This is a genomic window from Acinetobacter sp. SH20PTE14 (genome assembly GCF_021391555.1).
Taxonomy (GTDB): Bacteria; Pseudomonadota; Gammaproteobacteria; order Pseudomonadales; family Moraxellaceae; genus Acinetobacter; species Acinetobacter amyesii.
Map to the genome: position 1 here is coordinate 785039 of NZ_CP090067.1, position 25541 is coordinate 810579.

Here is a 25541-nt window from a genome sequence, read left to right on the forward strand (position 1 = left end):
TTTATTTTTCACAAAATTGCATAAAGGCTTTGAGACCCGGTCCTTGGTATTTCTGACGATGTACCAACATAAATAATGGACGGGCAAGTTGCCAAAACGGCGTATCTAAAACCACCAATTGCCCTTTTTCACGTAAAGGCTCAATTGCCAGTTTAGAAATACATGACATACCAAGACCACCTGCCACGATTTTTAAAATGGCTTCGTTATGACCCAAGGTTAAACGTATATTGGCATCTGGCAGGTCTTTTAAAATTGCGTTGTCAAATACTTCACGTGTGCCTGAACCTTCTTCACGTAAGATCCATTCTACGTTATCAAAGTCAGCTGCAGTGAGTGCACGATCCAACTTCGCTAAAGGGTGCTCTGGTGAACAGCACACGGCAAGTTCATCGTCACGCCAGTGAATACATTGCAACTGTGGCAGATGGCATGAACCTTCAATTAAGGCCAAATCCAACTGAAATTGGTTCACCGCTTCAATCATTTGGCGGGTATTGCCGACTTGAAGTTGTAAATGTGCTTGAGGCTGAATTTGTAAGAAATCTGCCATGAGGTCTGGCATCAAGTAGTCACTGATGGTTAGGGTCGCACCTAAACGCAGATCAATGCTTTGTAGTTCGCCTTTGGCTGCTTGTTCAAAAGCTTCGCAGCGCCCTAAAATTTCCAAAGCTTGTGGCAATAAAAAACGACCCAAGTCATTCAATTGCAAGCGTTTACCAAGTCGGTCAAACAGTGGAGCACCGAGACCATCTTCGAGGTCTGCCAATGCCATACTTGCTGCACTTTGAGTAAGTTTGACAGCATCACTGGCTTTGGTAACGGTACCTTCTTGAGCGACTGCTACAAAAACAGCCAACTGGCGTAAAGTCATGCGCATGAATCAGGCCTTAACATTTAAAAAATATTAATAAATTATGCTGTCATGCTAACATGAGCACAGTCTGTCACGCCACGTTCAAATCATGTCAATTGAAAAATTTAGCTTAGAAAAGGTTTTATCTGTACACCGTTGGACCAATACTTTGTTCAGTTTTACCATGACACGCCCTGCGCATTTTAAATTTACCGCTGGTCAGTTCGCACGAATCGGCTTGAAAGTGGGCGATGAATTGGTGGTTCGTGCCTATTCTGTGGTGTCGTCCCCTTTTGATGAAACTTTAGAGTTTTTTTCTATCGTTGTTCCAGATGGTGCGTTTACTTCAAATTTGCAGCATCTACAAGTGGGCGATGAGCTGTATTTAGAAAAAGTCCCTTATGGATTCCTCACCTTGGCGCGTTATCAGTTGCCATTGCCCAAGGACTTATGGCTGTTGGGGACAGGAACGGGTCTTGCACCGTTTTTATCAATGTTACAAGACTTTGAAACGTGGTCTAAATACGAAAAAATTAATCTAGTCTACAGTGTGCGCACCGTATCAGAACTGGCTTATGTAGAGCGGATTCAAGAAATCGCTGAGACCTTTGGTGAAGGGCATACGGGCTTTAAATTTATTCCTATTGTGACACGTGATCCAAATGCACCATTGCATGACCGTCTACCAGTTTTAATTGAAAATGGCGAGTTGGAACAGGCGGCAGGCTTAGCATTTAATGTGGAAACGACGCATGTCATGCTGTGTGGTAATCCACAAATGGTTGATGACACCAAGGCAGCATTAAAGGCGCGTGGTTTGACCATGAACCGCCGAGGTGAAGGCAATATTGCAGTAGAAAACTATTGGTAATCTGCCATGAAAAAAAGCTCATCTATGGATGAGCTTTTTTATTTTCGGAAATTAAATAACTGATGTTATGCATGCAAAAGTAATTTTGCATTTTTAAAATGATTTTTAAGCCAATTCGACGGAGTCTTACATCAAGAGAATGAATAAAGGGATTAGCCTTCGGCTGGAGGTACTCTTACGAAGCACGCTTCTCATTAGGCAAAATGAGAAGCGAAGCTTCGCAAGGAAACCATCTTGCGGAGCAGTGCTCCTCACCGCAAAACTCGTTTACTAGTGTCTAATTATCAAAAGTATCGCAAAAATATTTTTGATTAGAAGAAGTCCTATCTCAAACACTTGCAGATAATGTTACCTCGTATCGTACTTTTATTTGAATCAAATTATGCTTCTGATGTTACTGCGTAACATCAGTTAAATAAACGTTTTGATTTTAATGCAGAATTTTATTTAAGAACTGCTGCGCTCGTTCACCACGAGGGGCATTAAAGAAATCATCTTTACTGCAGTCTTCCACAATTTTTCCTTGATCCATAAAGATCACACGGTCCGCAACCTGACGCGCGAAGCCCATCTCATGGGTTACACACATCATGGTCATACCTTCTTTGGCAAGACCCACCATCACATCAAGCACTTCGTTAATCATCTCTGGATCAAGTGCCGAAGTCGGTTCATCAAACAGCATGGCAATCGGGTCCATACTGAGCGCACGTGCAATCGCAACACGTTGTTGTTGTCCACCTGATAACTGTGCAGGGAATTTAGCGGCATGCGCACTTAAACCCACACGGTCTAAATAAGCCAAACCTTTTTTCTTGGCTTCGGCTTCTGATCGACCCAAGACTTTAACCTGCGCAATGGTCAGGTTTTCGGTAATGGATAAATGTGGAAACAATTCAAAGTGCTGGAACACCATACCGACACGACTACGCAATTTATTTAAATCGGTTGTTGGGTCATTAATGGAAATACCGTCGACTAAAATCGTACCGGCCTGAAAAGGCTCAAGTCCATTAACGGTTTTAATGAGCGTTGATTTACCTGAACCCGAAGGTCCACACACCACAACCACTTCACCTTGTTTAATTTGAGTCGTGCAATCGGTAAGCACTTGAAAATCTTTATACCATTTACTGACATTTTGGAGGTCAATCATCGTTTTTTGATCGGTCATACACTTAACCTCCGTTGTAATTTTTTAACTGCATAGGTAGCGATCATACTAATAGTGAAATACACCAAACCAGCAAACAGAATGTATTGAGTTAACAATGACATAAGGTCGCCTCGAACATAGTTGGTGCGGAAAAAGTCTAACAGTCCGATGGCATAAACCATGGTTGAATCTTGGAACAGAATGATGGTTTGCTGTAAAAGCAGTGGCGTCATTTTGCGAAAAGATTGCGGCAAAATAATTAAGCGCATCGCTTGGCTATAGCTCATACCGAGAGCATAAGCTGCAGAAGTTTGACCTTTAGGAATCGATTGAATCCCGGCACGGACAATCTCTGAAAAGTAAGCCGCTTCAAATAGCATGAAGGCCACGATACTGGACACAAGGGCAGTATCAATCGTTAGATAGTTACCGGTGATCCCTGTGTAAATAAAGGGTACGGCAAAGTAGAACCACATCAACACCAAGAGCAAAGGAATAGAACGAAAGAGGTTCACATAGCCTTTAGCAAAAATATTTAAAGCCTTAATCGAGGACAGGCGCATCAACGCCAATAAAGTCCCAATAAAGACACCACCAATGGTTGCCGTGATCACCACTTTGAGTGTGATGCTGAAACCATGCCATAGCGCAGGGCCAGACGCTTGGAGGTCTTGAATAAAAGAACTGAGCCATTCCATTATTTATCTCCTGCAATTAAGCCAGGAACGCGTAGGCGTTTTTCCAGAAAATTCATGAAACCAATTAAACAGATGTTGATCACGATGAAAATAATGGTGACGTAGGTATAAATTTCGATGGTGTTTTGCGTGTATTCACTGATGGTTTTCATCTGTGAAATGATTTCTGCAACACCAACCAAAGACGCGACTGAGGTGTTTTTGACACAGTTGGTCAACTCAGAGCTGAGAGGTGGCAAAATCGTGCGGAATGACTGCGGTAAGATCACATAGCGGTATAGTTGAGCCGTGCTAAATCCCATGGCATAACCTGCATTGGTTTGCCCCAAAGGAAGCGCTTCAATACCAGTCCTGACTTGCTCACAGACCCGTGCAGCTGTAAAAAGACCCAAGCCGACACTTGCGGAAATTAAGGCGGTCGTATTTGCCCCAAGGTCATTCATCCACCAGCTTTTAATCGCAGCAGGGAGGAAGTTGGGTACAACATAGAACCATATAAACAGTTGAATCAATAAGGGTACATTTCGGAAAATAGTCACGTAGGCCGTACCAATACTTCGTGCTACAGGACTCGGTAGGGTACGCATAATACCCAAGATGCTGCCAAGCACCATCGCAATGCTCCATGCCACCAAAGCGATGACAAACAGCCAGCCGATCCCAATTAAAATCCAATTCAGGTAGGTTGAATCACCTACACCTGTAGATTGGAACAGCACACCCCAATTCCAGCTATAATTCATAGGAACTCCCTATAATGAGCTTAAGCCAAAATCCGTTTGGCTTAAGCATCTTTAGAATGTTTAGGGAAAGTTATTCGTCACGGTCATGTGGATTGCTAATCAATGCTTTTAATTGATCAGACATCGGGAAATTCAAATTGATATTTTTTGGTGGAATTGGCGTTTGGAACCATTTTTTATACATGTCATTGATTTCACCAGAGCTATAGGTCGCTTTGATTGCATCATCAACCACTTGTTTAAAGCCAGTATCGCCTTTACGCAGCATACAACCATAGATTTCATGAATCGGCGCTGTACCCACGATTTCCCATTTATTTGGATCTTTGGCTTTCGATTTTTCACCCGCCAGCAAAATATCATCCATCATAAATGCCGCTGCACGACCATTTTGTAGCATGAGGAAAGACTCAGCATGGTCTTTGGCAGAAATGACTTCACCAATACCTAATTCTTTTTCATGTTGACGAATATAACGCTCAGATGTCGTTCCTGCCGTGGTGACTAACTTTTTGCCTTTTAGGTCAGCAAAATCTTTAATCCCAGAGTCTTTTGCTGTAAGTAAGCGTGAACCGACCTCAAAGAAACCTGTTGAGAAATCTACTTGTTGTTGGCGTTCTTTATTGTTTGTGGTTGAACCACACTCTAAGTCGACTGTGCCATTAGAAACCAATGGAATACGGTTTTGGCTGGTCACTAAGTTATAACGGACTTTTAAATCGGGAAGATTTAATTGCTTTTTAACCGCCTCAACTACTTTTAATTGAAGATCGTGTGCATAACCTACAGGTTGGTTTGGATTATCTGCAATATATGAAAATGGAATCGATGAATCGCGATAGCCTAATACAATCGTGCCGGATTTTTTGATCTTATCTAAAGTCCCCGAGTCAGAAACAGCAGCTTCACTTCCTGCAGGTTTATCCGTTGTAGGTGCTTTATTGTCACTACATGCGCTAAGACCTAAAGTGAGCGCACTTGCACAGAACAAAGTTGCTAAATGTTTTTTTGACGTCATCGTTAAAACTCCTTTTACCCTGATTTAATATCCACTTTTTATGATCTTGTTTCTCGTTAGATTTTATTGCTTTGTTTTTAAGAATGTTTCAACAATAAAAAAGAGATCATTTTCTACATCTTAGGTGATATATCGAGCAAGGCTCAAGCAAAATTTATTGCCGAATTGTTACTAAGAAATGGGATAAGTTATGAACATTTTTTATAAAAAGGTTTGCTATAAGTCATTAAATATAAAATAATTTAATTTTATTGTGAAATAAATAATTAAAATAAAAGGGCATAAAAAAACCTCCAGATGGAGGTTTTCGGGATTAAACTTTAGTTTAATCTCCGTGTTAATGCACAAACATATCCATAAATTCACGAATTTCTTGAATCGCTGTGTCTACGTCGGAAGTCAACCAAGTCGGTTCAAAAAAGCCAGCATAATGCTCCAGTCGATCTTGGGGAACAACTAAGCGAATCGGACATTCTTCTTCGAGCAAGCGCCAAGGAATAATAGGCACTTCATTATCTAAAAAAGCCGCAATATTTCGAATATCAATCACCATCGCATTGATGCATTCAGGGAATGGCATCACTGAAAACTCTTCAGTACGTCGGCGAAAATATTCCAAATCACCCCATTTCAACACATAACTTGGCTTACTAAATTCAATAATGCCAATAAGATGTTGATCGCGAGTGTAATGAAGGGAACATTGATGAGTGACGTCAGTGTCAAGATCAAGCGTTACACCTTGTTGATGGTACGCCATAGATTTGATAACAGGTGAAAAATAAGGTGCATGATTATAGCTCATTTCATTCATCAAAAGCAGATAATTCCACCGGGCTCAAAAAAGCATTTATTTTGTAAGAGGTCATACAATAAAAAATGCTTTAGATTTAAATATTGCACTTAAATCTTTGCCCGATATTTGCGCCCTTATATATTGATTTATATTTGAAAATAACTCATCTAGCTCCAAAGGAAAGTATATTTATTAAACTTATCATTCGAGATTTATCATTCAAGTTACACGTTTTCACTGATTGTAATTGTTCTTCACACAATACAGGATATTGTATTGGTAGTATAAAAATTCAACTATGAACAACAAAATAGCGAGGGGAATATGACACACGATTTTAATAAACCACCCCATACCACCAGTACGGAAGAAACAACACAAAAAAAACGTATCCCTGTGTACATACTGATTTTAGTGGGTATCTTTTTAATCGCATTATTATTTTATATGTTTGCAGATATGAAACCTTCTGCTTCGGATGCACCGCCTGATCATCCTGCACCCAATGCACAAACTGCAACAGCCAATGATACGACTAGCGGTACACCGGGGGATGAAGCTGTTGCTAATGATTCAAATACTGCAACTGCGACAGATCGTTGATAATAATTGATGATAAACATGAGTCAGAGTTACATGAGTGCAAGATCTGAACCTTAAGTATCTCTTCAGAGTGACATAAATAAAGCCTTGGTTGTCCCAAGGCTTTTTTACATTCAATTGTGAGCTTTTGTTGGAGTTATGCATACTTTGGTTGATTAAAAAATACACAAAAACTAAGGTGGAAAAGAAAGCTTAAGTTCAAAGCACTAATGCTGTGTGATACGCGGCATACGTAAAAATGCACATAACAACAGATCATGTATAACAATGAGGGCGAACGTATGAATGATTATCTGGGTGGTCCGCGTGGCCGTTTTGATGCCATGTATTATTGGGAACAGTTTCACCCCATTTTAAGTGCAGTAGCAATTCTCCTGATAGGTTGGGTCATTGCTTTATTGGTTTCTGCTGGCGTCAAAAAAGTTCTGCAAAAATTAGGTACAAATCAAAAACTTTCAAATGCAACTGGGCACCGTTCCAATGTTGAAAATATAGTCTCCAGAGTTGTGTTCTGGATTATTTTGATCATTGCCGTCATTGGTGCACTCAATGTGCTGAATTTGACCAGTGTCAGCGGCCCATTCAGTAATATGATTCAGCAGTTCTTGTTATTTATTCCACAGCTCTTGGCTGCAGTAGCTGTAGGTTTTATTGGCTGGATCGTGGCGAGTTTGGTCAAAGTCGGTTCAAAGAAACTGCTTGATAAAACCCAACTCGATGAAAAACTCAGTTCTGAGGTTGGCGTCAGCCCAATCAGTCAAAATATCAGTGAAATAGTGTATTGGCTAATCTTGTTACTTTTCCTACCGATTGTTTTATCGATCTTGGGTTTGAACGGTCTCTTGTTCCCAATCCAAAATATGGTTACTGAAGTTGTTTCTTATCTTCCCAATATCTTTATTGCTGGTGTCATCGTCTTTGTGGGTTATATCTTGGCGAAGATTGTGCGAGGCATTGTGGAAGGCTTGGTGAACAGTTTAAGTCTGCAGCAGCAAGTCGAAAAAGTGGGCATGTTTAAAAACGCAAAACTTGCTCAAGTTTTGGGTAATTTTGTCTTTGCTATAGTTATTATCACGGCTTTAATTGTGGCTTTCGAAGCACTTGGTATCGAGGCGATTTCTCAGCCTGCAACAGCCATGTTACATGAGATCATGTATGCGATACCGAATATTATTGCCGCAGGTTTAATCTTAATCTTGGCCTATGTGGTGTCACGCTTTGTAGCGCGTCTAGTTGTGGATGTGATCTCGGGTACTGGTGTCGATGCTGTGCCAGAAAAATTAGACATTCAACGCTTTTTGGGCAAAACCAAAGTGTCGGATGTGGTCGGTTGCCTCATTGTATTTTTCACCATGTTATTTGCGGTATCTGAAGCTGCTAACCGTTTAGGCTTTGAGCAAATCAGTGCCTTAATTGCTATGTTTATCCAGTTCGGTGCAAGTATTTTACTTGGTGCTGTAATCTTGGTGGTGGGTTTCTGGCTTGCCAATATTGTGGCAAATGTGGTGCAACGAGGGGAATATAACAGTTCACGTTGGTTAGGTAATTTGGTCCGTGTGCTGATTATGGGCTTGGTTGTAGCCATGGGCTTGCGGGCCATGGGTATTGCTGACTCGATCGTGAATTTGGCCTTTGGTTTAACTCTCGGTGCGGTTGCAGTTGCTTTCGCTTTGGCCTTTGGTTTAGGTGGTCGCAATCCGGCGGAACGATTGTTATCAGATCTTATCGATAAAGCGAAACGTGAAGCCAACGAACCGAATCCAGTACAGGAACAGGCGAAGGCAAAAACCACCTTTAATACGCCTACATCGTCTGTAGCGAGTCCAACGCCATCAACATCTGTGATGACTTCTGAAGTGAAAACCGATGATGGCTATCCAAACATTCAACAGGCTGCTCCTGGCGTCAGTGAAAAAGAAACTGCGACGCCAGATCAGTTGGATGTAAACCCAAGTGATCAACCACAAAATAATCCATTTGGATCGACAGGCGAGGCTGAAAAACAGGTCGATGCACCTTCGGCACCTTTAACCCCGCCAAAACCAGATGATCCAAATTAAACTATTCTGTCTTAAAAAAATCGGCCACGCTTAAGTGGTCGATTTTAATGCTTTATAAGGAATATTGTATGGCAAAAACACCGAATAAATTTTTAGCCCCAGTGATTATTGCTGGGATCACAGTTGGTTTTTTGGCGAGCGCACGACGCTTTATTTTTGCAAAATCAAAACGCACTGATTTTGAGCAGACAGAACAATCACCGCTAAACAGTGAAAATAATAATACCAATCAGTCTAAAAAAAATGATTGAAATTTACTCGAAAATTGGTATTTTAAGTAATAGTGATATATGGAATATTACTTAAAATATAAAAACTTAGGATTCATATTGCTGTCATGAATGACACTTATGATCCGTGCAAAGGAATGGCAAAATGGGGGTAATTTCAATGCTCAATACTTTAGTATCGACACTCAAGCAAACCGCAAGCGTGCAACCACAACATATTTCAGTTGCCGTTGAAAAAATGGATTTGACGATTCAACGAACTTCGACGTCGTCGGTATCATTATTTAAAACTGACTATCTTGAATAAATCAGATCGGATAAGAAAAAGGGCTGAATGAATCAGCCCTTTTTTATGCAGAGATCATCTGCAGGTTATGTTTAATTAATTCTTGTCGAGATCAGACGTATTCGGAAGCTGCATGCGCAGAAGCCCATGCCCATTGGAAGTTGTATCCACCTAAATGACCTGTTACATCAAGTACTTCGCCAATAAAGTACAAACCTTTCTGTTTTTTACTTTCCATGGTTTTTGATGAGACTTCAGTGGTATCCACACCACCGAGTGTAACCTCAGCAGTACGGTAACCTTCAGTGCCTGATGGCTTAACTTCAAAGCTTTCTAAACGGCTTGCAATGAGTTCTAGTTTTTCATCGCTGATATTGCCAATGGCTAATTCAGCTTGTTCAGGCCAAATCAGATTTTGTAATTCTATAACTACACTTTTCGGTAAGTGTTCATTGAACAATGTGCGCAGTAACACTTTTGGTTGATTGGATTTTTTAGATTTGAGGAAATCTAAAACATCTAAAGCTGGCAGGAAATTGATATTAAAACGTTGACCGACATCCCAGTAGTTTGAAAGTTGTAAAGAGCTTGGACCACTTAAACCACGGTGAGTAAAGAGTAAAGCCTCAGTAAAACTATTTAACTCATTCGATAACGTGGCTTCAACAGCATTGCCACTCAAGCGTGTGGTGACTTCTTTAAAACTATCTGAGAAAGTGAAGGGTACTAAGCCTGCGCGAGTGGGGTAGACGGAATGTCCGAATTGTTTGGCAATTTCATAGCCAATTCCTGAACCACCTAACGTTGGAATGGACAGACCACCACTGGCAATAACCACCGATTCTGCTTCAAAATAGCCTAGATTGGTTGCCACTTGAAAGCCTTGTTCAGGCAAGGCATTGACTGCTTTTACTTCACAGTTGGTTTTAATATCCACCAAGCCTGTTTTGTCACATTCTGCCAATAGCATGGCGAGAATTTCTTTTGCACCATTTTGGGTAAATAACTGCCCATGTTTGCGCTCTTCGTACTCAATGCCATATTCGCAGACCATACCAATGAAGTCCCAGTTGGTATAGCGAGTTAATGCCGAAATAACAAAGTGCGGATTATGTGAAATATAATTTTCTGGTTCGACATACAAATTGGTGAAATTGCATTTACCACCGCCAGACATCAGGATCTTTTTGCCAACTTTATTGGCTTTTTCAACCACCAAAACTTTGCGTCCACGCTGCGCCGCTTTATATGCCGTCATTAAGCCTGATGCACCAGCACCTAAAACAAGGACATCATATTGATTTTGCGACATGGTAAGTTTCCGCGTGGAAGAAAGGACGCAGGATTATACGCTTTTTAGCGCTTCGGTTGAACCTTTCAGGCGACCTTGTAGGCCACCAGTATGAATCACTAAAACACGTTGATGGCTTGTAATTTGACCCCGCTCAATCATGCAGAAAATACCTCGCAGCATTTTAGCCGTATAAACTTGTTCTAATGGGATCGCATAGCGTTGTTCAAAGTCATGCATAAACTGTAATAGTTCCGGCGTTATTTTGGCATAGCCGCCACAGCAAAATTCATCACTGATGTTCCAATTGGTTTTCTGCGTCAACTGAGCAACATCGTCGCAAAGAAAATTGCCTTTGAGCGCTGAAAAACCAAGTACATGTTGATGTTCCGCACTGGCTTCGATCAAGCCCGTTATGGTTCCACCTGTACCGACGGCACAGCAGATGAGATCAAAATTTTGTTGATTTTCATGGCTTAAGATTTCCGTACAGCCACGGATAGCCAAGGCATTGGTTCCACCTTCAGGAATGACATAATGTTCGGGATATTGCTGTTGTAATTGCGCTAAAGCGTCAACTTGTTTCATTTCCCGATACTGTTGGCGTGTGACAAAACTGAGCTGCATACCAAACTGTTGGGCGGTGGCTAAAGTAGGATTTCGGGCTTGATGTTGTAATTCCTCCCCACGGATGATGCCTAAACTGCCGAATCCGAATAAATGTGCAGCATATGCAGTGGCTGCAATGTGATTTGAATAAGCACCGCCAAAGCTAAGCACCTGTTTAAACCCTAATTTCTGCGCCTCAATAAAATTATATTTGAGTTTATAAAATTTATTGCCTGATATTTGTGGGTGTACCAAGTCCAAACGCTTAATACATAAATCAACCCCTTGATATTGAATAGTCTGCTGAGGAATGGCGTGGGCGATAGATTCAAACATGTTGGTAATCGTTATCTTGGTCGTTAGAGTTCAAATAGGTAGGCATTGTAAAACGGGAGGTGCAGAAGATAAAATCCTTTGCATCTTGGTCAGTTCAACTCTGCTTATAGCACTTTACTGCCGATATCTGCTAACTAGCAACATCAACGGAGGTGACGACAGACATACCGGGTCTTAAGTTTTCTAAACCTTGTTGATTAGGATCAATCGCAATTTTTACGGCAATGCGTTGCACGACTTTGGTGAAATTTCCTGTGGCATTGTCAGGTTTCAATACACTAAATTCAGAACCAGCCGCAGGGGAAATTTGCTCAACTTTGCCGTAAAATTTTTGATGTTTCATCCCATCGACGCTGAACCACGCTTTTTGACCAATATGCATATCTGCAATTTGCGTTTCTTTAAAATTGGCAGTCACCCAGCGCTGCTGTGGGATCAAATACATCAGTTGAGTGCCTGCCGCAACATATTGACCAATCCGTGGGCTGACTTCGCCAAGTTGACCATCCATAGGTGCCACAATCGTGCTGTAGTCTTTAGTGGTCACTGCCTGATCAAATTGTGCTTTGGCACTATTCACTTGCGCTTTAAGCCCTGTCGCTGCAACTTGTGCGGTTTTGAATGATTCTTTGGCAACTAGTAAATTGGCTTCTGCTTGATGAAGTTGGGCCAAACTATTTTTAGCGTCTGCAGTGGCTTTATCTTGTTCTGATTTCGATGCAGCGCCAGTATTGCCGAGTTGTTGGTAGCGCGTCATTTGTGCAAGAGCTAATTCATAGGCCGCACGTGATTGGTCCACTTTCGCTTCGGCTGCCGTAATATCTGCTCTGCGTTGTTCAATGGCCTGGCTTTGATTGGCAAGTGAGTTCTGTGCTTGTTCCACCCCAGATTCAGCCTGTGTGACTTTTTGATCATAGGTCGTTGCATCGATATGCATAAGCACTTGACCTTTTTTCACATGATCGAAATCTGTCACCAAAACATCTTTCACATAACCATTAATTTGTGATGAAAGCACCGTGGTTTTGCCTTTGACATAGCTATTTTCAGTCGACTCGATACTGTTATGAAATGGACCAATCCGCCACGCCCATAAGATCAGCGCAATTCCCAACAAGAGGATGATCAACATGAAAATCAAGGTACGCTGCGGCGTAGAAATAAGCTTGCTCGATGGTGTAGGCATAGTAGCTTCTGTTTGTGGTTGCTGCGGTGCTGCTTGCTCAGTGGGTTTATGGTCTTCGGTCATGGTGTTCTCAATATCAATTAGGTCATTTGGCTGTTGCTTATGTTGTGTAAGTCGGGAAAATTTTAGCTACTATCCGTGCGTTGCTGTTGGCGTAATTGATATTTATTTTTGCCAATCAGAAACAAGCCCCAAAGCTACAATATAACGGCGAATATGCCATTTAAAAAAATCACATCGTTATAGGCTCGAACTTGGGCTTCTCGAGTGATGGTTTGATTAAGGCTACGTATGGCTTGTTGTTGATCTAAATTAGGGTCTAAAGAATATTGATGCGCACTTTGCGCCAATTGTTGTAGGCGCTGTTCCACTATAGGTGAGGTTTGCGATAAATCATTATAAATCTGTGCCTGATAGGTTTGGGTACGCATTTGCTGGTAGGTCGAAAAGAACGATGAGCCGACGAGACCACCAAAAGTTTGCGTTGCAGAAAATAGTACGATAAACGTCACCATGTGCGATGGGCCTTTTTGCAAAGCACTGACAATGCCTGTAAGCAAAAGTGGGCCAATAAACATGCCACTGGCAAAGCCCACCAAAAACTGACTCCAATAAAAATCATGCGGTCGAACATCACTGGTCAGGTGATAATCCAGTGCACAGGCAAAGAGCACGAGACCTGCTGCACCGAGCAGATGAAGCACAATTTTTTCTTTGGAAAAGGTCAGGGCACTAAACACTGTTCCTAAGACAATCCCGATCAGCACGACGGTATAAAAGGAAACAAATTGGTCGGGTCCCATGCCCATGGTTTTCAAAAAATTCACGGCTGCATAGCTTTGTTCTGACATGAGGAAGCGAATGGCAAAGGCACCGATAATAAAACTCACGGTAGACGATGTTCCGAGCCAGCGTGTGACAATCAGGGGATTGACCCGAAAATGTTCATAGGTCAGGCCGACAACTAAAAGAATCAAAGCGGCGATGAGTAAATAGGCCAACCATTCAGCCTCAAACCACCAAAGAATCGGGCCTTGAGTTAGCACGATACATAGCAAAGCAAAGCCGGGTGCTAATAATGCAAAGGTGAATAAATCTTGCTTTTCAAACACTTCGATACGTAGGCTTCGTGGCAGTTTTAGAGAGACCACCATCGCCAAACAACATAAGGCTAAACCTAATTCAAAGGTATAGAAAATAGACCAATCATTTACATCGACCAGATAGGGCGACATGATCCATGCCAGCGGTATCCCCAACTGCTGAAAGCCTAAAGCTAGATAAAGCCCACGACCAAAATGAGCACGTTTAAAGGCTTGCATGATGTAATACATCCCAAGCGAACTGAGTGGAGCTGCAAGTAAGCCGCTAATCACCCGTGCAAAAATTGCCATTTCATAGGTATGGACGAATAAATGCAGCACCATCACCGCGATAAATAAAACCAAACCAATTTCTGAAAATAGCCTAAGTCCATATTGTTGACGGGCTTTAAATAAGATCAGGTTAGAGCTGACATTGGCCATAACAAATGCCGCAGGAATCCATGCCGCTTCTGAAGGCGTTAAGCCATATTCACCTTGTAGAAGGGGAAGATTTGCCGTGATAAATCCATTACTTAAACTCCCCGAGATCGCAACAAATAAACCGATAAAGAAGTATAAAAAACGCTTATAGGTGGGATGTGCAATGGCAGCGGGAGATCCGGGCAAAGTCGGTTTTTCTTCGGGTGTCCAATCCGGAGCAGGTTCTAATAAACGCGGTGATTTGGACATGACGTGTTACCCGCAAATACCATGTAGTAAAAATTCCACGGCACGTTTGGCGAGTTTTTCCTGATCTGCTTCGGTATGGCCTTGTAAAGCTGCACGTAAAATGGAAGTGACCATGGCATAGTCTGCCGGTTTAAAGTCTGCTCGGCAGCGACCATTTTGAATGGCCTGATCAATCATCGGTTGCAAAATGGCATCACGTCGTTGGTATATTTTAACCATGGCGGGATCATCCCGATCGATCACACGCCAATATTCCATTAGGGCTGTGAGATAGGGAATATAATAAATATGGTCTTGAATGAGGCGAATAAATCCATCATCGAACTGTGCATAATTAAGCGCACGTTGTTCAAGTCGGTTTAAGGCAGCTTGCATTAAGGCGAGTACCAACTCACGACGGTCATTAAAATTACGATAAAACGTCGCACGTCCAACTTGAGCTTGATCCATGATGAGTTGTAAAGGCGCATTGATTCCGTGAATACGGAAAACCTCAATCGCAGCTTCTAAAAGGATTTCTCGGTTTTGTGCAGCGAGTTGTTGACGTGTGGACATTATTCTTTGGCATCATCATTTTAAATTTATCTAGATATTAAACGGACAAAAGTGTCCGAAGTAAAATCGTATTCGATAGCAGTTTTGTAACTTGTCTTCTATGTAGTTAAATAAAATGAATCAATTATTTATTTTTAAAAGGAAATATTTTTCTATCGGCATCAGTTTGCATCCGCATTGGAAAGACCGTCGAGACATAATTCCTGACAATTGACCCTAAATCGGCAGATAAATAAGGTGAATATCTGCACAAAAATGCTATGCTGAATTTATAAACAAGATAATTATAAAAATGGAGGGCATCCAATGAGCAAATTAAGTCGGGCTGTGCTGCCTATGCTGTGCCTGTGCAGTTTTTGGATGGTGGGTTGTGATACGACTGACGAATTGCATCGTCCTCAAAATGAACATCGCACCATGATCATTGGTGGTGTCCCTGTAAATGACCTTGATTATAAATTACCGCGTGAAGATGTTGCACTCAATGAAGCCGCTGCAGATGACGATTAGCAGATGGATCCGTAAAAAAAATAGGGTGGACATACTGTCAGTACACGGTAGTGAGACGTGACATGTAAAGAGTCACAGATGCAGTGTGCTACGTCAGATGTGTGAACATTTTGAAGTAGACGTCTTACTTCTGCAGTGTAGTTTGTTGGATTAAAGCCTTACAAACATTTAAAAAGGCTCTGTACTCGCCCAGTATGCCCGAACTGGAATGAACCGTGGTCCAAATGCTTAAATCAGGTCAATCTATCAGGTCTATTTGCCAATTGGATGCCTGAATTTCTAAGTTATTTTGTCTAAGTTGCTGACTAATGCTATCGGCCTGTTTCTGTAAATCTGCCACTGCAATGGTTTTAATCCAACGGATTTCACTCGAGCTATAACGACCATTTTCACGGCGTGAGCTGTCGATTGCTTGTTGCAAGATTCGATGCTGCTGGGTCAATAAATCACGTTCATTGAGCACTGAAAGCATGCAGCGTCCAGAACGGGTTTTAGCCTGTGCGTTGGTGGTGTGAATCTTTTCAATTAAGCCATAAAGTTCTGTATTTACGGTAAATGCTTCTTGAATTAAAGCATTCGGTTCTTCGCTGGGTGCATCACCTTCTTGAATGAGCACGTTGTTATTGATTCGTTGTTGCAGCGAGGCCAATTTAGTTTGTAAGTCACTGCGTAAAAGTAGGGCTTCGGCTAATTTCATTGTCTTGATATTAATTTGTACTTTTAGCGATCATGCGATGGATTAATGCAGTATTCAAGTTATTTATAGTGAAAAATTTGGTCAATTAAAATAAACACTGCAAATTATAGGGAGAAATTCAGAGATTCTATCTGTAAAATTGCCACGAATTTAAGTGAAAACGGTGTGATAGTGGAATCATTTTGGATATTAGGCTCGATTGCGGCAGCACTATTACTTGGTGCAATGAGCCCAGGGCCAACGTCAATTTATGTGGCGAAGAATTCCATTGCAATTTCACGTAAACACGGTTTATTTACCGCACTTGGTACAGGTTTGGGCGCTGCAATATTTGGGCTATTAGCGGTATTGGGTTTGCAGGCATTTTTATTGGCTGTACCTTCTGCATATTTGGCTTTAAAAATTTGTGGTGGTTTATATCTGCTTTGGATGGCATTTAAAATTATAAAACATGCCAAAGAACCGATTGAAGCAGGTGATGCCAGCAGCTCGCAAATGTCACTCCGTCGTGCCTTTACCACTGGTTTAATTACCCAGTTGTCGAATCCGAAAATTGCAATTGTGTTAGCCAGTATTTTTACGGCACTTTTACCGAAAGACATTCCGACTTATTTCTACTTTGTATTGCCAGTTTTGTGTTTCTTTATCGATGCAGGCTGGTGCTCATTGGTCGCTGTGGCTTTGTCAGCAGAAAAACCCCGCAAAGTGTATTTGAAGTTTAAAGCGGGTTTTGATCGGGCTGCAGGGGCAGTGATGACAGTGCTTGGGTTAAAGCTGATTTTTGGTATGAAGTGATTGAACGAAAAAAAAGCCTCTACGAATAGAAGCTTTTTTATGCAATTTTATTTGTTGCATTCTGGTTGTGAACGGTCAATAACTTGTGTACCTTCAACGCGATAGCCAATTTGACCAACAAGGAATGCTTGGTTTAGTTGAGTGATAACAACGTCTGAAAGTGCAACTGCACAGCGGTCTTTTTCGATAGCACGGTCAATTGCTGTTTTGAAATTTGGAATACCTAGTGGGAATAACACAACTGGTACTTTATCTTCACCAGTAACGCGCTGACCTTTTACGAATTGATTTGAGTTTAAATTATAGTTTTTTGTAGAAGCTACAGTCATATCCGCCATACGGATTGAACAGCCAGTGAAAGCCACTGTCGAAACTGCTAGTGCTGCAACCAATAATTTTTTCATGTTGTACCCCTAAGATTAATAAATTATAAAAAGCGAGCACATTTTATATAAAGATAGTGAAATATCAATAAATTAAATTTACTTTAATTTAAATAAGTAGTTTTTTCACAGAGTGATTTATCCATATTTTAGTTTTAGCTCTTTTTTAGCATAGTGAATGCTTAAAGCTTTATAGTAGTTTGGAATGAATGGTTTCATTGGGGTCACAATGAATTTTCCCTCTCCTTTTAGGAGAGGGTTAGGGAGAGGTATATATTTGAAAGAGTTAAAATTTGTATGCGGGTTTGATTAAAAAATATAATCTATAGTAGTACATATTTAATAAATTGAAAAAATGGCGAAAGATTGGTTTGATTTTCAGGAAAAAATAGCACAGCATTTTCGTAGTCTAGGAGTAAAGGCTGTTACCAATGAGACTATTACTGGTGTTCGAACCGAACATGATATTGATATTTATGTTACTTCTAAATATTTAGGTACAAATATCAAATGGGTGATAGAAGCAAAATATTGGAAAACAAAAGTTCCAAAAGAAAAAGTTTTAGCCCTACGCACTAAGCCTCTTTCATAAATCAAAAAACGAACAGTCTCTTGCTGATTATTTGTACCGAAGAATTTTAAATATTCATGCATAATCTGCGGATGAAATATATCGATTCAAAGAAGCTTTCTGAAACACAATTTAAGCGATACACCGGCATATCATGGTCAACCTTTGATTTAATGGTTGAACAACTGAAAATGCATGTTCCTGCTAAAGGTAGACCAACTAAATTGAGCATAGAAGATCAAATCCTTCTGTGCTTAAGTTATTGGCGCGAATACCGAACCTTGTTCCATGTTGCAACAAGTTATGGTGTGTCAGAGCCGACTGCTTCAAGAATTGTCCGTCATGTAGAGGACTGCCTGATCAAGTCCAATTTATTTAATTTACCGAAGCATTTGCCTGAGGGCGAAGGCATCGACTGGAACGTGGTGATTGTTGATGCCACAGAAATTCCAATACAAAGACCTAAAAAAACAGAAGAAAAGCTATAGTGGCAAAAAGAAGGCACATACTTTCAAAGTTCAGGCCATCATTCATTATAGAACTCAGCAAATTATGAGTTTATGCACTGATCGTGGTGCTGTACATGATTTCGAACTCTTCAAACGAAACTTACATCAGATTCCGGCAAGTGCCTTTATCCTTGCAGATAAAGGCTATCAAGGGATTTACGCAGTGTATCCAAATAGCTTGTTGCCATTAAAAGCAAAAAAGCGCTGTAAATTGGATCCTGAACTAAAAATCTATAATCAAGAAATCAACAAAAGAAGAATTGGGGTTGAGCATGTATTTGGTAGTTTAAAAACTTTCAAAATCCTTGCCGAGCGATATCGTAATCGAGGAAAAAGACTGGGCTTAAGATTCAATTTAATTGCGGGAATCTATAATTTAGAGCTGAGCAAAAAATGAATTATGAAAGAAGTCTACTATAGTCGATGATATTGGAGCAGATAAGGGTTTTATTATCTCACAAATTGGTTTCCAATCTGGTGCAATAGAGGCTACTAAAAATACAAATATTGAACTCTACACTTTAGATGAATTAATTTTTAAAACTAAAAGTTATATTCAAAATGAAATTTTAGAAACATATATTCAAAGAGCAAGGCTACTTGAAATAAGGTATTTTTCACATGAAAAATCTATACGAAAAGAATATGGATTAAGAGAAGAAATTTATGACACTCCAAAGTTCTCAGTTGCTTGGTTATTGTTAACAATATTTGACGTATTAACAAAAGCTAAAAATAATTTGTATCCAATTGACTTAAGAACACATTTAATTGAAAAGGTTGGACATGATTTAGCAGAAGATTTTATTGAATTAGTTCAATGGTTAAACTTGAATCTTAATTGGTTGGATCAAAAGCTATTAAATGCTGAATATCAAATGATAATGGATGGTGTTTTTAAGCCATCTTTAGTTGAACCTAAAGCAGATCAAGAAGCTATATATGAATTAATTCAAAATATTAGAACTAATGAATAAAATCATCTCAAATTTATAAGAAGACCTCTCCCTAACCCTCTCCTAAAAGGAGAGGGAACTTTTAGGCATAAAAAAAGCCCCTACAACGTAGAGGCTTTTTCTTATCTTAATCTAAAAATTAAGACACTTTATCACCAGCTTTAGCACCAGTTTCAGGTGAAATCACCCAAACACCTTCGCCATTACCCGCAGCTAAAACCATACCGTTTGAAATACCAAAACGCATCTTACGTGGAGCAAGGTTCGCCACCATCACCACTAGTTTACCTTTAAGGTCTTCAGGTTGGTAGAACTCACGAATACCGCTAAACACGTTACGTGGCTCAGCTTCGCCGACATTTAAAGTCAATTGAAGCAGTTTGTCTGAACCTTCAACATGAGCTGCTTCTAAAACTTCCGCTACACGTAAGTCAACTTTCATAAAGTCTTCAATGCCGATGATTTCAGCTTCGCCAACTTTAGGTTCAGGTTTCTTCTCTTTGGCTTTCTCTTTTTTCTTTTCCGCTTTTGGTGCTTCCGCAGGAGCAGCTAAAGAATCTTTAGACGCATCAACCATAGCAGCAACAGCTTTTGGATCTACACGCTGCATCAATGGTTGGAATTGAGCAATTTCATGATTCACCAAAATCGTTTTGCCTGAAGCAAAGTCGAAAGACTCGAGCTTCAAGAAGTCTTGAACTTGAGCAGCCAAAGTTGGAAGAACTGGAGCAAGGTAAACTGCCAATTGACGGAATAGGTTAATACCTACTGAACACACGTCATGTACTTGTTGTTCTTCACCTTCAATTTTCGCAAGTGCCCAAGGCTTTTTCTCGTCGATATATTGGTTGGCTTTGTCAGCAAGCGCCATGATTTCACGGATTGCAGCAGAGAATTCACGTGCTTCATATTGAGCAGCGATTGAAGCGCCTGCATCAATAAAGCTTTGTACCAATTCAGGTTCAGCACACGTTGCAGAAAGGTTGTTATCAAACTTGGTGTTTATGAACTTGGCACAACGGCTTGCGATATTGACCACTTTACCAACAAGGTCGGAGTTTACTTTCTGAACGAAATCATCAAGATTTAAGTCAGAATCTTCAACTTTGTCAGAAAGCTTCGACGCGAAGTAGTAACGTAAGTATTCAGGGTTTAAATGCTCAAGATACGTTTCCGCTTTAATGAAGGTACCGCGAGATTTAGACATCTTCTGACCGTTTACAGTCAAGAAACCGTTGACGAATAAGCTTGTTGGGGTGCGGTAGTTTGCACCTTCAAGCATTGCAGGCCAGAACAACGCGTGGAAGTAAACGATGTCTTTACCAATGAAGTGATAGACTTCATTTTTCGAATCTTTTTTCCAGTAATCGTCAAAGCTTAAATCTGGACGTTTAGTCTTGATGTAGTTTTCAAAGCTCGACATATAGCCGATTGGCGCATCTACCCAAACGTAGAAATATTTGTTTGGCGCATCTGGAATTTCAAAACCAAAGTAAGGTGCATCACGAGAAATATCCCAATCCGATAAACCTGCTTCAAACCATTCATCAAGTTTATTGGCAATTGACACAGGCAGACGGCCTTCGTCTCTTGTCCATTTTTGCAGGTATTCACCAAAGTTTGGCAGTTTAAAGAAGTAGTGATCTGAAGATTTTTCTACAGGTGTCGCACCGCTCAAAGTCGATTTTGGATTGAGTAACTCAGTTGCGTTGTAGGTTGTACCGCACACTTCACATGAGTCGCCGTATTGGTCTTCCGCTTTACATTTCGGGCATGTACCTTTAATGAAACGGTCAGACAAGAACATTGTTTTTTCAGGGTCAAACAATTGCGTCACAGGGCGTACTGCAATGTTGCCCGCTTCACGGTTTTTGATATAAATCTCAGAAGCACGTGCTTGGTTTTCAGGGCTATTAGTTGAGTCGTAATGGTCAAAGTCAACTCTAAAGCCAGCAAAGTCACGTTCATGTTCTTTTTGCACATTGGCAATTTGCTGTTCAGGCGAAATACCATTGGCTTCCGCACGTAGCATAATCGCTGTGCCGTGAGCATCATCCGCACATACATAAGTCACGTTATGACCCATTGCACGCATGGCACGAACCCAAATATCAGCTTGGATATAACCGAGTAAATGACCCATATGAATTGGGCCATTCGCGTATGGAAGGGCGTTAGTAACTAAAATATTACGCACGGATATGACTCTCTCATTCGTATTTATGCAATGGGCTGTAATTTTACATGAGATAGCCAGTACTTGCACAAGGGAATAGGTGAAATCTTTGCAAAAGTAAAAAAATCTATATTGCTGACACAATTACAGTGATAATAGGGCATATCTGTGATGCCTTTAGAGTGACAAGCCCATGTACGACGACGATTATGATGACGACCAGCCTGTGACCCGTATTCCGCAAAATCAACAGCGTAATAAACAACTCGGTCAGCACATTGTCAAAGAAGCACAACAATACCTTGAGCAGATTTCGGCAGATGAACATGCATTACTGATTCAGACTTTACGTGATTTGGCTACAACTGAACCTTACTTCGATGTATTGGCCGATGAGCTTGATCAACCTGTAGAAATGAAAGTGGCAAATGACGCCTTAAACTTGTTGTACTTTTGGCAATTGCTGCATCAACATGAAGATCAAAAACAGTTTCATTTACTCGATGCGATTAACACCGAGTTTTTTCAGACAGAAATGTTGAAAGCCTTTGATGCCTTAGAGATTGGTGAAAATAAAGCGCAACGTCGTTTGGTTCTACTTGAAGCTTTTAAACTGTATAAGCTGAATTTCCATGCCGGTTGTATCCCTGTCTTGTATGCACAGTTAGAAGGCATTTTAACTGATGTACTGATTCAAACGGGCTTTTTAAAGCAGAGCGGTACCAAGTTTGTCGATGTATATAAAATTGTACCCGGTCTAAAAGGCAGTGAAATTAAGAGTCTTTGGCATAAAGCAAAAATTGCCAATGAACTGAATCATTATTTTGCCGAATTGGCAGCCTATCAAATGGATAGCAGCTCTACTGTAGCCATGACCCGCCATAATATTTTGCATGGGACCGACGTCGCGCATTTTAATCAGGGACGGAGTTTCATCCTATTTATTTGGCTGTTTTCCGCAGTAAGCTTTATGAGCACGGTCAGCAAATAATCTTTTTATGTAGCGGTAAAGTGCGTCATTAGGGGCTTTACCGTTATTCCTTTTGCTTAATTTAGATTGATGAATATCAATACAATAAAAATAGCCTTTATATTTTTCAATGATTTAATACATTTAAACTCGGATCAATTTTAACTCCTAACCTTATGCCAAAAAGCATAAATGCAACGTCATGTAGCTCAATTGTTTCTAAATGCATATTTTTAAGGTCATCCCGTCAAAGCACGTTATAACTATTGTTAGATAATAACAGAGAAGAGGCGAGAACGATGACAACTGAAAATAAAATTGATCAATTGAAAGATAAAGCGTCAGAATTGGGTGATGATCTAAAGCTCAAAGCCAAAGAAGCTCAGCTTGAAGGTGAAAAAGCCCTCGATGGTGCAAAGCATAAAGCTGAAGAGTTAAAACTCGAAGGCGAAAAAGCCTTAAATGACGCCAAACATGAACATGCAGAACAGCATGCTGAAACCAAAGACCGTCTAGAGCAGTTAAAAGCAGAAGCGAGTCATAAATTTGATGAAGCCAAAGTCAAAGCTTCCGAACTTAAACATGAGGCTGTCGAAAAATTTGATGAACTCAAAGTGCAGGCGACAGAGAAATTTGACGAGTTAAAAAAGAAAGCCACTGACACACTGAATAAGTTTAAAAAAGATGATCAAGCTTAATTGGGGCTGATCAAAAAGGCCGTTCTATCAAGAGCGGCTTTTTTAGGATTCATTGTTTTAATCCATCTAAATTTTCAGTCTTAATATTTTTGACTTGATCATCGACTACGGTAATCACGTAGCGCATATTAGCAATTTCATAGGTGTAATCTACCGCTAGTTTTGCAGGCAGATTTTTCTCTTGCAGCGGATAAGACAGCATTTTCATCGGAGAAGCTTGCATACGCGAGCGCATGAGATCGATGCTATCACCAATCGCTACAGTTTGTCGGTCAGGTGTTTGAATGGCTTCAGTCGCAATTTCTGCATAGGCTGCTGAAGTCAGGAGCATCAAGGCACATAAAGTCGTTTTATAAATATTCTTCTTATAGATAGTCTTCGGATACATCGTCATCCCCATTTTAAAAACTAAAAAGCACAAAATGTGCCTTTAGATTGCACATCCATCGCTATGATTATTCTGTTGAAACGACTGAAATATAAACTGAAATTACGCTGAAAATGTATGGTTGATATGTAATCAATTCAAATTTAAAGGCTTTGGTTTAGCCGCAAAAATCAGTTGCAGGTGCATTTTTAAGCGTCACACGTTAGAAAAATTGTTTGAAAGCTAACTAAATTACTCAACTTTATAAGTTTATAGGGATAAGTCATTCATCTCCCTCTTACTCTGGGGCAGATGAACAGGTAAACTATCGCTATTATCTTTTGATTTTCCTGTTTGGAGACAACATAATGTCGTGGCTTTCTTCTCTAAAATCTGTGTTTTCACCCTCCCAAGAGGTGAAAGAAGAGGAAATCCAACAGGTTTTACAAAACTATGTACTTCCCAATTCAAATAATGCTTTAAAAGACCGTATTACACAGGTAAATGTGCAAGGTCAGATCTTGCAGATCACGATTAATACCTTTCCTTCAGAAGCCGATGACTTACAAAAAATCCATGATGATTTGGCCGATGCATTGGAAAAATGTGGCATCACAGAATTAAATATGCACGTGATTCAGCAAAAGACTGGACATACATCGGGTGGTTGCGGTCATCACCATGCAGAAGGCGAAAGCTGTTCTAGCCAAGAAAAAGCTGAAAGTTCAGCAGCAAAAAGCCAGTTACCTCCAGTTGTGGATGCGTCTGCGAAAACACCCGAAGCACCTGCCGAAGTTGATCCGAATAACCCACCGATTCAAAAAGCCGCTCCACAACAGCGTGATGTACCGAAACACCCACGCATTCAAAATGTCATTTTGGTGTCATCTGGTAAAGGTGGTGTGGGTAAGTCAACCACGACAGTTAACTTAGCTTTGGCATTACAGAAATTGGGGCTAAAAGTTGGCGTTTTAGATGCGGATATCTATGGTCCAAGTATTCCAACGATGCTCGGTAACGCTGGCCGTACGCCGATGATTGAAGCTGAGCAATTTGTTCCTATCGAAGCATATGGTATGGCTGTACTTTCAATTGGTCACTTAACTGGAGATAACAATACGCCAGTGGCTTGGCGTGGGCCGAAAGCGACAGGGGCGTTAATGCAGCTCTTTAACCAAACGTTGTGGCCTGATCTGGATGTATTGGTCATTGATATGCCGCCAGGCACAGGTGATATTCAGTTGACGCTTGCACAGCGTATACCAGTGACAGGTGCTGTGATTGTGACGACACCACAGAACGTTGCATTAATGGATGCGACCAAAGGCATTGAGTTGTATAATCGTGTACACATTCCCGTGATGGGCGTGGTTGAAAATATGTCGACCCATATCTGTTCGAACTGTGGACATGAAGAGCAAATCTTTGGCACAGGTGGTGGCGACCAACTTTCAGCCCAATACGACATTCCACTCTTAGGCCGTTTACCGCTGAACGTACAAATTCGTGAAAATGCCGATGCAGGGAAACCGTCTGTGATTGCTGGTGATGATGCTGCTGAAAGCTATATGGCGATTGCGCAAAAAATTGCAGACGCATTGCCTCAAGCTGAAAAAGATAAAAACCGTATTTTCTAAGGCTTAACTGAAATTTAAGTTGATCGCATTAAATCTGGCCTAGTGCCAGATTTTTTATAACGTGGTATTGGGAGTGTTTGAAAATTATGAGTACTGAACTTTAGACATTCAACGATGTCTATGAATTACACATCTAAAAAACGATTTGCACAATTTCTTATTTTTCCTGCGATTATAAGCCGTCTGCCAAGGATAAAATTCTT

At 40.6% G+C, this 25541-nt stretch carries 29 protein-coding genes; 14 read left to right on the top strand and 15 right to left on the bottom strand.

What is annotated here, in order from left to right:
* Nucleotide 1: 1 nt before the first annotated feature.
* The gene (gene gigC, locus LXF01_RS03845) at nucleotides 2–880 is read right to left on the bottom strand and encodes a LysR family transcriptional regulator GigC (protein WP_111884894.1); all 879 of its coding nucleotides are present in this window, start codon (nucleotides 878–880) and stop codon (nucleotides 2–4) included.
* Between the two features lie 85 nt (nucleotides 881–965).
* On the opposite strand from gigC, the gene LXF01_RS03850 reads away from it, so the two are divergent.
* Nucleotides 966–1727, top strand: coding sequence for a ferredoxin--NADP reductase (locus tag LXF01_RS03850; protein WP_180021330.1), 762 nt, complete (start codon nucleotides 966–968; stop codon nucleotides 1725–1727).
* A 430-nt stretch (nucleotides 1728–2157) separates the two neighbouring features.
* On the opposite strand, the gene LXF01_RS03855 is transcribed toward LXF01_RS03850, so the two are convergent.
* The 5 genes from LXF01_RS03855 to LXF01_RS03875 form a co-directional block, all read right to left on the bottom strand.
* Complete coding sequence (locus tag LXF01_RS03855) at nucleotides 2158–2901, bottom strand: amino acid ABC transporter ATP-binding protein (protein ID WP_442781349.1); 744 nt, start codon at nucleotides 2899–2901, stop codon at nucleotides 2158–2160.
* On the bottom strand, nucleotides 2898–3581 hold the full coding sequence (locus LXF01_RS03860) for an ABC transporter permease subunit (RefSeq protein ID WP_180083550.1): 684 nt from the start codon (nucleotides 3579–3581) through the stop codon (nucleotides 2898–2900). The genes LXF01_RS03855 and LXF01_RS03860 overlap by 4 nt, the downstream gene beginning before the upstream one ends.
* A complete protein-coding gene (locus tag LXF01_RS03865; RefSeq protein WP_111884897.1) occupies nucleotides 3581–4324 on the bottom strand; it encodes an amino acid ABC transporter permease in 744 nt (247 codons plus the stop codon). The genes LXF01_RS03860 and LXF01_RS03865 overlap by 1 nt, the downstream gene beginning before the upstream one ends.
* 70 nt (nucleotides 4325–4394) lie before the next feature.
* Entirely contained in the window at nucleotides 4395–5342 is a 948-nt protein-coding gene (locus LXF01_RS03870; protein WP_233945021.1) for a transporter substrate-binding domain-containing protein, read from the bottom strand.
* Nucleotides 5343–5679: 337 nt separating this feature from the next.
* Nucleotides 5680–6102 (bottom strand): hypothetical protein, encoded by a 423-nt coding sequence (locus LXF01_RS03875; RefSeq protein WP_078191199.1) that lies wholly within the window; start codon nucleotides 6100–6102, stop codon nucleotides 5680–5682.
* 360 nt (nucleotides 6103–6462) lie between these two features.
* Between LXF01_RS03875 and LXF01_RS03880 the strand changes: the two genes are divergently transcribed.
* From LXF01_RS03880 to LXF01_RS03895, 4 genes are all read left to right on the top strand, one after another.
* Nucleotides 6463–6741 (top strand): hypothetical protein, encoded by a 279-nt coding sequence (locus LXF01_RS03880; protein ID WP_078192282.1) that lies wholly within the window; start codon nucleotides 6463–6465, stop codon nucleotides 6739–6741.
* Between the two features lie 281 nt (nucleotides 6742–7022).
* Nucleotides 7023–8801: a mechanosensitive ion channel gene (locus tag LXF01_RS03885; protein ID WP_233945022.1), complete on the top strand. Its 1779-nt coding sequence runs from the start codon at nucleotides 7023–7025 to the stop codon at nucleotides 8799–8801.
* 68 nt (nucleotides 8802–8869) lie between these two features.
* Nucleotides 8870–9052: a hypothetical protein gene (locus LXF01_RS03890; protein ID WP_233945023.1), complete on the top strand. Its 183-nt coding sequence runs from the start codon at nucleotides 8870–8872 to the stop codon at nucleotides 9050–9052.
* Between the two features lie 124 nt (nucleotides 9053–9176).
* Nucleotides 9177–9338, top strand: coding sequence for a hypothetical protein (locus LXF01_RS03895; RefSeq protein ID WP_162689753.1), 162 nt, complete (start codon nucleotides 9177–9179; stop codon nucleotides 9336–9338).
* 91 nt (nucleotides 9339–9429) lie between these two features.
* On the opposite strand, the gene LXF01_RS03900 is transcribed toward LXF01_RS03895, so the two are convergent.
* The 5 genes from LXF01_RS03900 to LXF01_RS03920 all read right to left on the bottom strand — a co-directional run bounded on the left by LXF01_RS03900 (nucleotide 9430) and on the right by LXF01_RS03920 (nucleotide 15069).
* A complete protein-coding gene (locus LXF01_RS03900; RefSeq protein ID WP_233945024.1) occupies nucleotides 9430–10629 on the bottom strand; it encodes an NAD(P)/FAD-dependent oxidoreductase in 1200 nt (399 codons plus the stop codon).
* A 33-nt stretch (nucleotides 10630–10662) separates the two neighbouring features.
* On the bottom strand, nucleotides 10663–11553 hold the full coding sequence (locus tag LXF01_RS03905; RefSeq protein WP_233945025.1) for a 1-aminocyclopropane-1-carboxylate deaminase/D-cysteine desulfhydrase: 891 nt from the start codon (nucleotides 11551–11553) through the stop codon (nucleotides 10663–10665).
* 130 nt (nucleotides 11554–11683) lie between these two features.
* On the bottom strand, nucleotides 11684–12802 hold the full coding sequence (locus tag LXF01_RS03910) for an HlyD family secretion protein (RefSeq protein ID WP_233945026.1): 1119 nt from the start codon (nucleotides 12800–12802) through the stop codon (nucleotides 11684–11686).
* 134 nt (nucleotides 12803–12936) lie between these two features.
* Nucleotides 12937–14514: an MFS transporter gene (locus tag LXF01_RS03915; protein ID WP_233945027.1), complete on the bottom strand. Its 1578-nt coding sequence runs from the start codon at nucleotides 14512–14514 to the stop codon at nucleotides 12937–12939.
* A gap of 6 nt (nucleotides 14515–14520) precedes the next feature.
* Nucleotides 14521–15069, bottom strand: a complete 549-nt coding sequence (locus tag LXF01_RS03920) for a TetR/AcrR family transcriptional regulator (RefSeq protein ID WP_233945028.1) — start codon at nucleotides 15067–15069, stop codon at nucleotides 14521–14523.
* Between the two features lie 306 nt (nucleotides 15070–15375).
* On the opposite strand from LXF01_RS03920, the gene LXF01_RS03925 reads away from it, so the two are divergent.
* Nucleotides 15376–15579, top strand: a complete 204-nt coding sequence (locus tag LXF01_RS03925; RefSeq protein ID WP_180107328.1) for an NF038215 family lipoprotein — start codon at nucleotides 15376–15378, stop codon at nucleotides 15577–15579.
* Between the two features lie 238 nt (nucleotides 15580–15817).
* Here LXF01_RS03925 and LXF01_RS03930 read toward each other — a convergent pair whose 3' ends face one another.
* Nucleotides 15818–16276, bottom strand: coding sequence for a DIP1984 family protein (locus tag LXF01_RS03930; RefSeq protein WP_233945029.1), 459 nt, complete (start codon nucleotides 16274–16276; stop codon nucleotides 15818–15820).
* 171 nt (nucleotides 16277–16447) lie between these two features.
* Between LXF01_RS03930 and LXF01_RS03935 the strand changes: the two genes are divergently transcribed.
* The gene (locus tag LXF01_RS03935) at nucleotides 16448–17071 is read left to right on the top strand and encodes a LysE family translocator (protein ID WP_078192408.1); all 624 of its coding nucleotides are present in this window, start codon (nucleotides 16448–16450) and stop codon (nucleotides 17069–17071) included.
* 47 nt (nucleotides 17072–17118) lie between these two features.
* On the opposite strand, the gene LXF01_RS03940 is transcribed toward LXF01_RS03935, so the two are convergent.
* Nucleotides 17119–17475, bottom strand: coding sequence for a hypothetical protein (locus tag LXF01_RS03940; protein ID WP_067764607.1), 357 nt, complete (start codon nucleotides 17473–17475; stop codon nucleotides 17119–17121).
* Between the two features lie 334 nt (nucleotides 17476–17809).
* On the opposite strand from LXF01_RS03940, the gene LXF01_RS03945 reads away from it, so the two are divergent.
* From LXF01_RS03945 to LXF01_RS03960, 4 genes are all read left to right on the top strand, one after another.
* Nucleotides 17810–18046, top strand: a complete 237-nt coding sequence (locus LXF01_RS03945; protein WP_233945030.1) for a restriction endonuclease — start codon at nucleotides 17810–17812, stop codon at nucleotides 18044–18046.
* A gap of 71 nt (nucleotides 18047–18117) precedes the next feature.
* Nucleotides 18118–18513, top strand: coding sequence for a transposase family protein (locus LXF01_RS03950; protein ID WP_067764127.1), 396 nt, complete (start codon nucleotides 18118–18120; stop codon nucleotides 18511–18513).
* Nucleotides 18461–18931, top strand: coding sequence for a transposase family protein (locus LXF01_RS03955; protein ID WP_233945031.1), 471 nt, complete (start codon nucleotides 18461–18463; stop codon nucleotides 18929–18931). Before LXF01_RS03950 ends, LXF01_RS03955 begins: the two co-directional genes overlap by 53 nt.
* 301 nt (nucleotides 18932–19232) lie before the next feature.
* Nucleotides 19233–19511 carry a hypothetical protein gene (locus tag LXF01_RS03960; protein WP_233945032.1) on the top strand — a complete coding sequence of 93 codons (279 nt, stop codon included), beginning with the start codon at nucleotides 19233–19235 and terminating at the stop codon, nucleotides 19509–19511.
* A 118-nt stretch (nucleotides 19512–19629) separates the two neighbouring features.
* On the opposite strand, the gene metG is transcribed toward LXF01_RS03960, so the two are convergent.
* The gene (gene metG / locus LXF01_RS03965; protein ID WP_233945033.1) at nucleotides 19630–21687 is read right to left on the bottom strand and encodes a methionine--tRNA ligase; all 2058 of its coding nucleotides are present in this window, start codon (nucleotides 21685–21687) and stop codon (nucleotides 19630–19632) included.
* Nucleotides 21688–21859: 172 nt separating this feature from the next.
* Between metG and LXF01_RS03970 the strand changes: the two genes are divergently transcribed.
* Both LXF01_RS03970 and LXF01_RS03975 read left to right on the top strand, forming a co-directional pair.
* Complete coding sequence (locus LXF01_RS03970) at nucleotides 21860–22657, top strand: hypothetical protein (protein WP_180130032.1); 798 nt, start codon at nucleotides 21860–21862, stop codon at nucleotides 22655–22657.
* Between the two features lie 278 nt (nucleotides 22658–22935).
* Nucleotides 22936–23334 carry a hypothetical protein gene (locus LXF01_RS03975; RefSeq protein ID WP_180101821.1) on the top strand — a complete coding sequence of 133 codons (399 nt, stop codon included), beginning with the start codon at nucleotides 22936–22938 and terminating at the stop codon, nucleotides 23332–23334.
* 49 nt (nucleotides 23335–23383) lie between these two features.
* On the opposite strand, the gene LXF01_RS03980 is transcribed toward LXF01_RS03975, so the two are convergent.
* The gene (locus LXF01_RS03980; RefSeq protein WP_180101820.1) at nucleotides 23384–23722 is read right to left on the bottom strand and encodes a hypothetical protein; all 339 of its coding nucleotides are present in this window, start codon (nucleotides 23720–23722) and stop codon (nucleotides 23384–23386) included.
* A gap of 347 nt (nucleotides 23723–24069) precedes the next feature.
* Here LXF01_RS03980 and apbC point away from each other — a divergent pair, with 347 nt between their 5' ends.
* Entirely contained in the window at nucleotides 24070–25338 is a 1269-nt protein-coding gene (apbC, locus tag LXF01_RS03985; protein ID WP_233945034.1) for an iron-sulfur cluster carrier protein ApbC, read from the top strand.
* Nucleotides 25339–25541: the final 203 nt, after the last annotated feature.

Coding starts and splice junctions, on each gene's coding strand:
- LXF01_RS03930 (WP_233945029.1), bottom strand. CDS start 16,276: ATGAAATTAGCCGAAGCCCTACTTTTACGCAGTGACTTACAAACTAAA.
- LXF01_RS03865 (WP_111884897.1), bottom strand. CDS start 4,324: ATGAATTATAGCTGGAATTGGGGTGTGCTGTTCCAATCTACAGGTGTA.
- LXF01_RS03895 (WP_162689753.1), top strand. CDS start 9,177: ATGGGGGTAATTTCAATGCTCAATACTTTAGTATCGACACTCAAGCAA.
- LXF01_RS03875 (WP_078191199.1), bottom strand. CDS start 6,102: ATGGCGTACCATCAACAAGGTGTAACGCTTGATCTTGACACTGACGTC.
- LXF01_RS03855 (WP_442781349.1), bottom strand. CDS start 2,901: ATGACCGATCAAAAAACGATGATTGACCTCCAAAATGTCAGTAAATGG.
- apbC (WP_233945034.1), top strand. CDS start 24,070: ATGTCGTGGCTTTCTTCTCTAAAATCTGTGTTTTCACCCTCCCAAGAG.
- LXF01_RS03850 (WP_180021330.1), top strand. CDS start 966: ATGTCAATTGAAAAATTTAGCTTAGAAAAGGTTTTATCTGTACACCGT.
- gigC (WP_111884894.1), bottom strand. CDS start 880: ATGCGCATGACTTTACGCCAGTTGGCTGTTTTTGTAGCAGTCGCTCAA.
- LXF01_RS03910 (WP_233945026.1), bottom strand. CDS start 12,802: ATGACCGAAGACCATAAACCCACTGAGCAAGCAGCACCGCAGCAACCA.
- LXF01_RS03925 (WP_180107328.1), top strand. CDS start 15,376: ATGAGCAAATTAAGTCGGGCTGTGCTGCCTATGCTGTGCCTGTGCAGT.
- LXF01_RS03980 (WP_180101820.1), bottom strand. CDS start 23,722: ATGTATCCGAAGACTATCTATAAGAAGAATATTTATAAAACGACTTTA.
- LXF01_RS03915 (WP_233945027.1), bottom strand. CDS start 14,514: ATGTCCAAATCACCGCGTTTATTAGAACCTGCTCCGGATTGGACACCC.
- LXF01_RS03900 (WP_233945024.1), bottom strand. CDS start 10,629: ATGTCGCAAAATCAATATGATGTCCTTGTTTTAGGTGCTGGTGCATCA.
- LXF01_RS03975 (WP_180101821.1), top strand. CDS start 22,936: ATGACAACTGAAAATAAAATTGATCAATTGAAAGATAAAGCGTCAGAA.
- LXF01_RS03880 (WP_078192282.1), top strand. CDS start 6,463: ATGACACACGATTTTAATAAACCACCCCATACCACCAGTACGGAAGAA.
- LXF01_RS03890 (WP_233945023.1), top strand. CDS start 8,870: ATGGCAAAAACACCGAATAAATTTTTAGCCCCAGTGATTATTGCTGGG.
- LXF01_RS03945 (WP_233945030.1), top strand. CDS start 17,810: ATGGCGAAAGATTGGTTTGATTTTCAGGAAAAAATAGCACAGCATTTT.
- LXF01_RS03950 (WP_067764127.1), top strand. CDS start 18,118: ATGAAATATATCGATTCAAAGAAGCTTTCTGAAACACAATTTAAGCGA.
- LXF01_RS03940 (WP_067764607.1), bottom strand. CDS start 17,475: ATGAAAAAATTATTGGTTGCAGCACTAGCAGTTTCGACAGTGGCTTTC.
- LXF01_RS03920 (WP_233945028.1), bottom strand. CDS start 15,069: ATGTCCACACGTCAACAACTCGCTGCACAAAACCGAGAAATCCTTTTA.
- LXF01_RS03870 (WP_233945021.1), bottom strand. CDS start 5,342: ATGACGTCAAAAAAACATTTAGCAACTTTGTTCTGTGCAAGTGCGCTC.
- LXF01_RS03860 (WP_180083550.1), bottom strand. CDS start 3,581: ATGGAATGGCTCAGTTCTTTTATTCAAGACCTCCAAGCGTCTGGCCCT.
- LXF01_RS03885 (WP_233945022.1), top strand. CDS start 7,023: ATGAATGATTATCTGGGTGGTCCGCGTGGCCGTTTTGATGCCATGTAT.
- LXF01_RS03970 (WP_180130032.1), top strand. CDS start 21,860: ATGTACGACGACGATTATGATGACGACCAGCCTGTGACCCGTATTCCG.
- LXF01_RS03955 (WP_233945031.1), top strand. CDS start 18,461: ATGCCACAGAAATTCCAATACAAAGACCTAAAAAAACAGAAGAAAAGC.
- LXF01_RS03905 (WP_233945025.1), bottom strand. CDS start 11,553: ATGTTTGAATCTATCGCCCACGCCATTCCTCAGCAGACTATTCAATAT.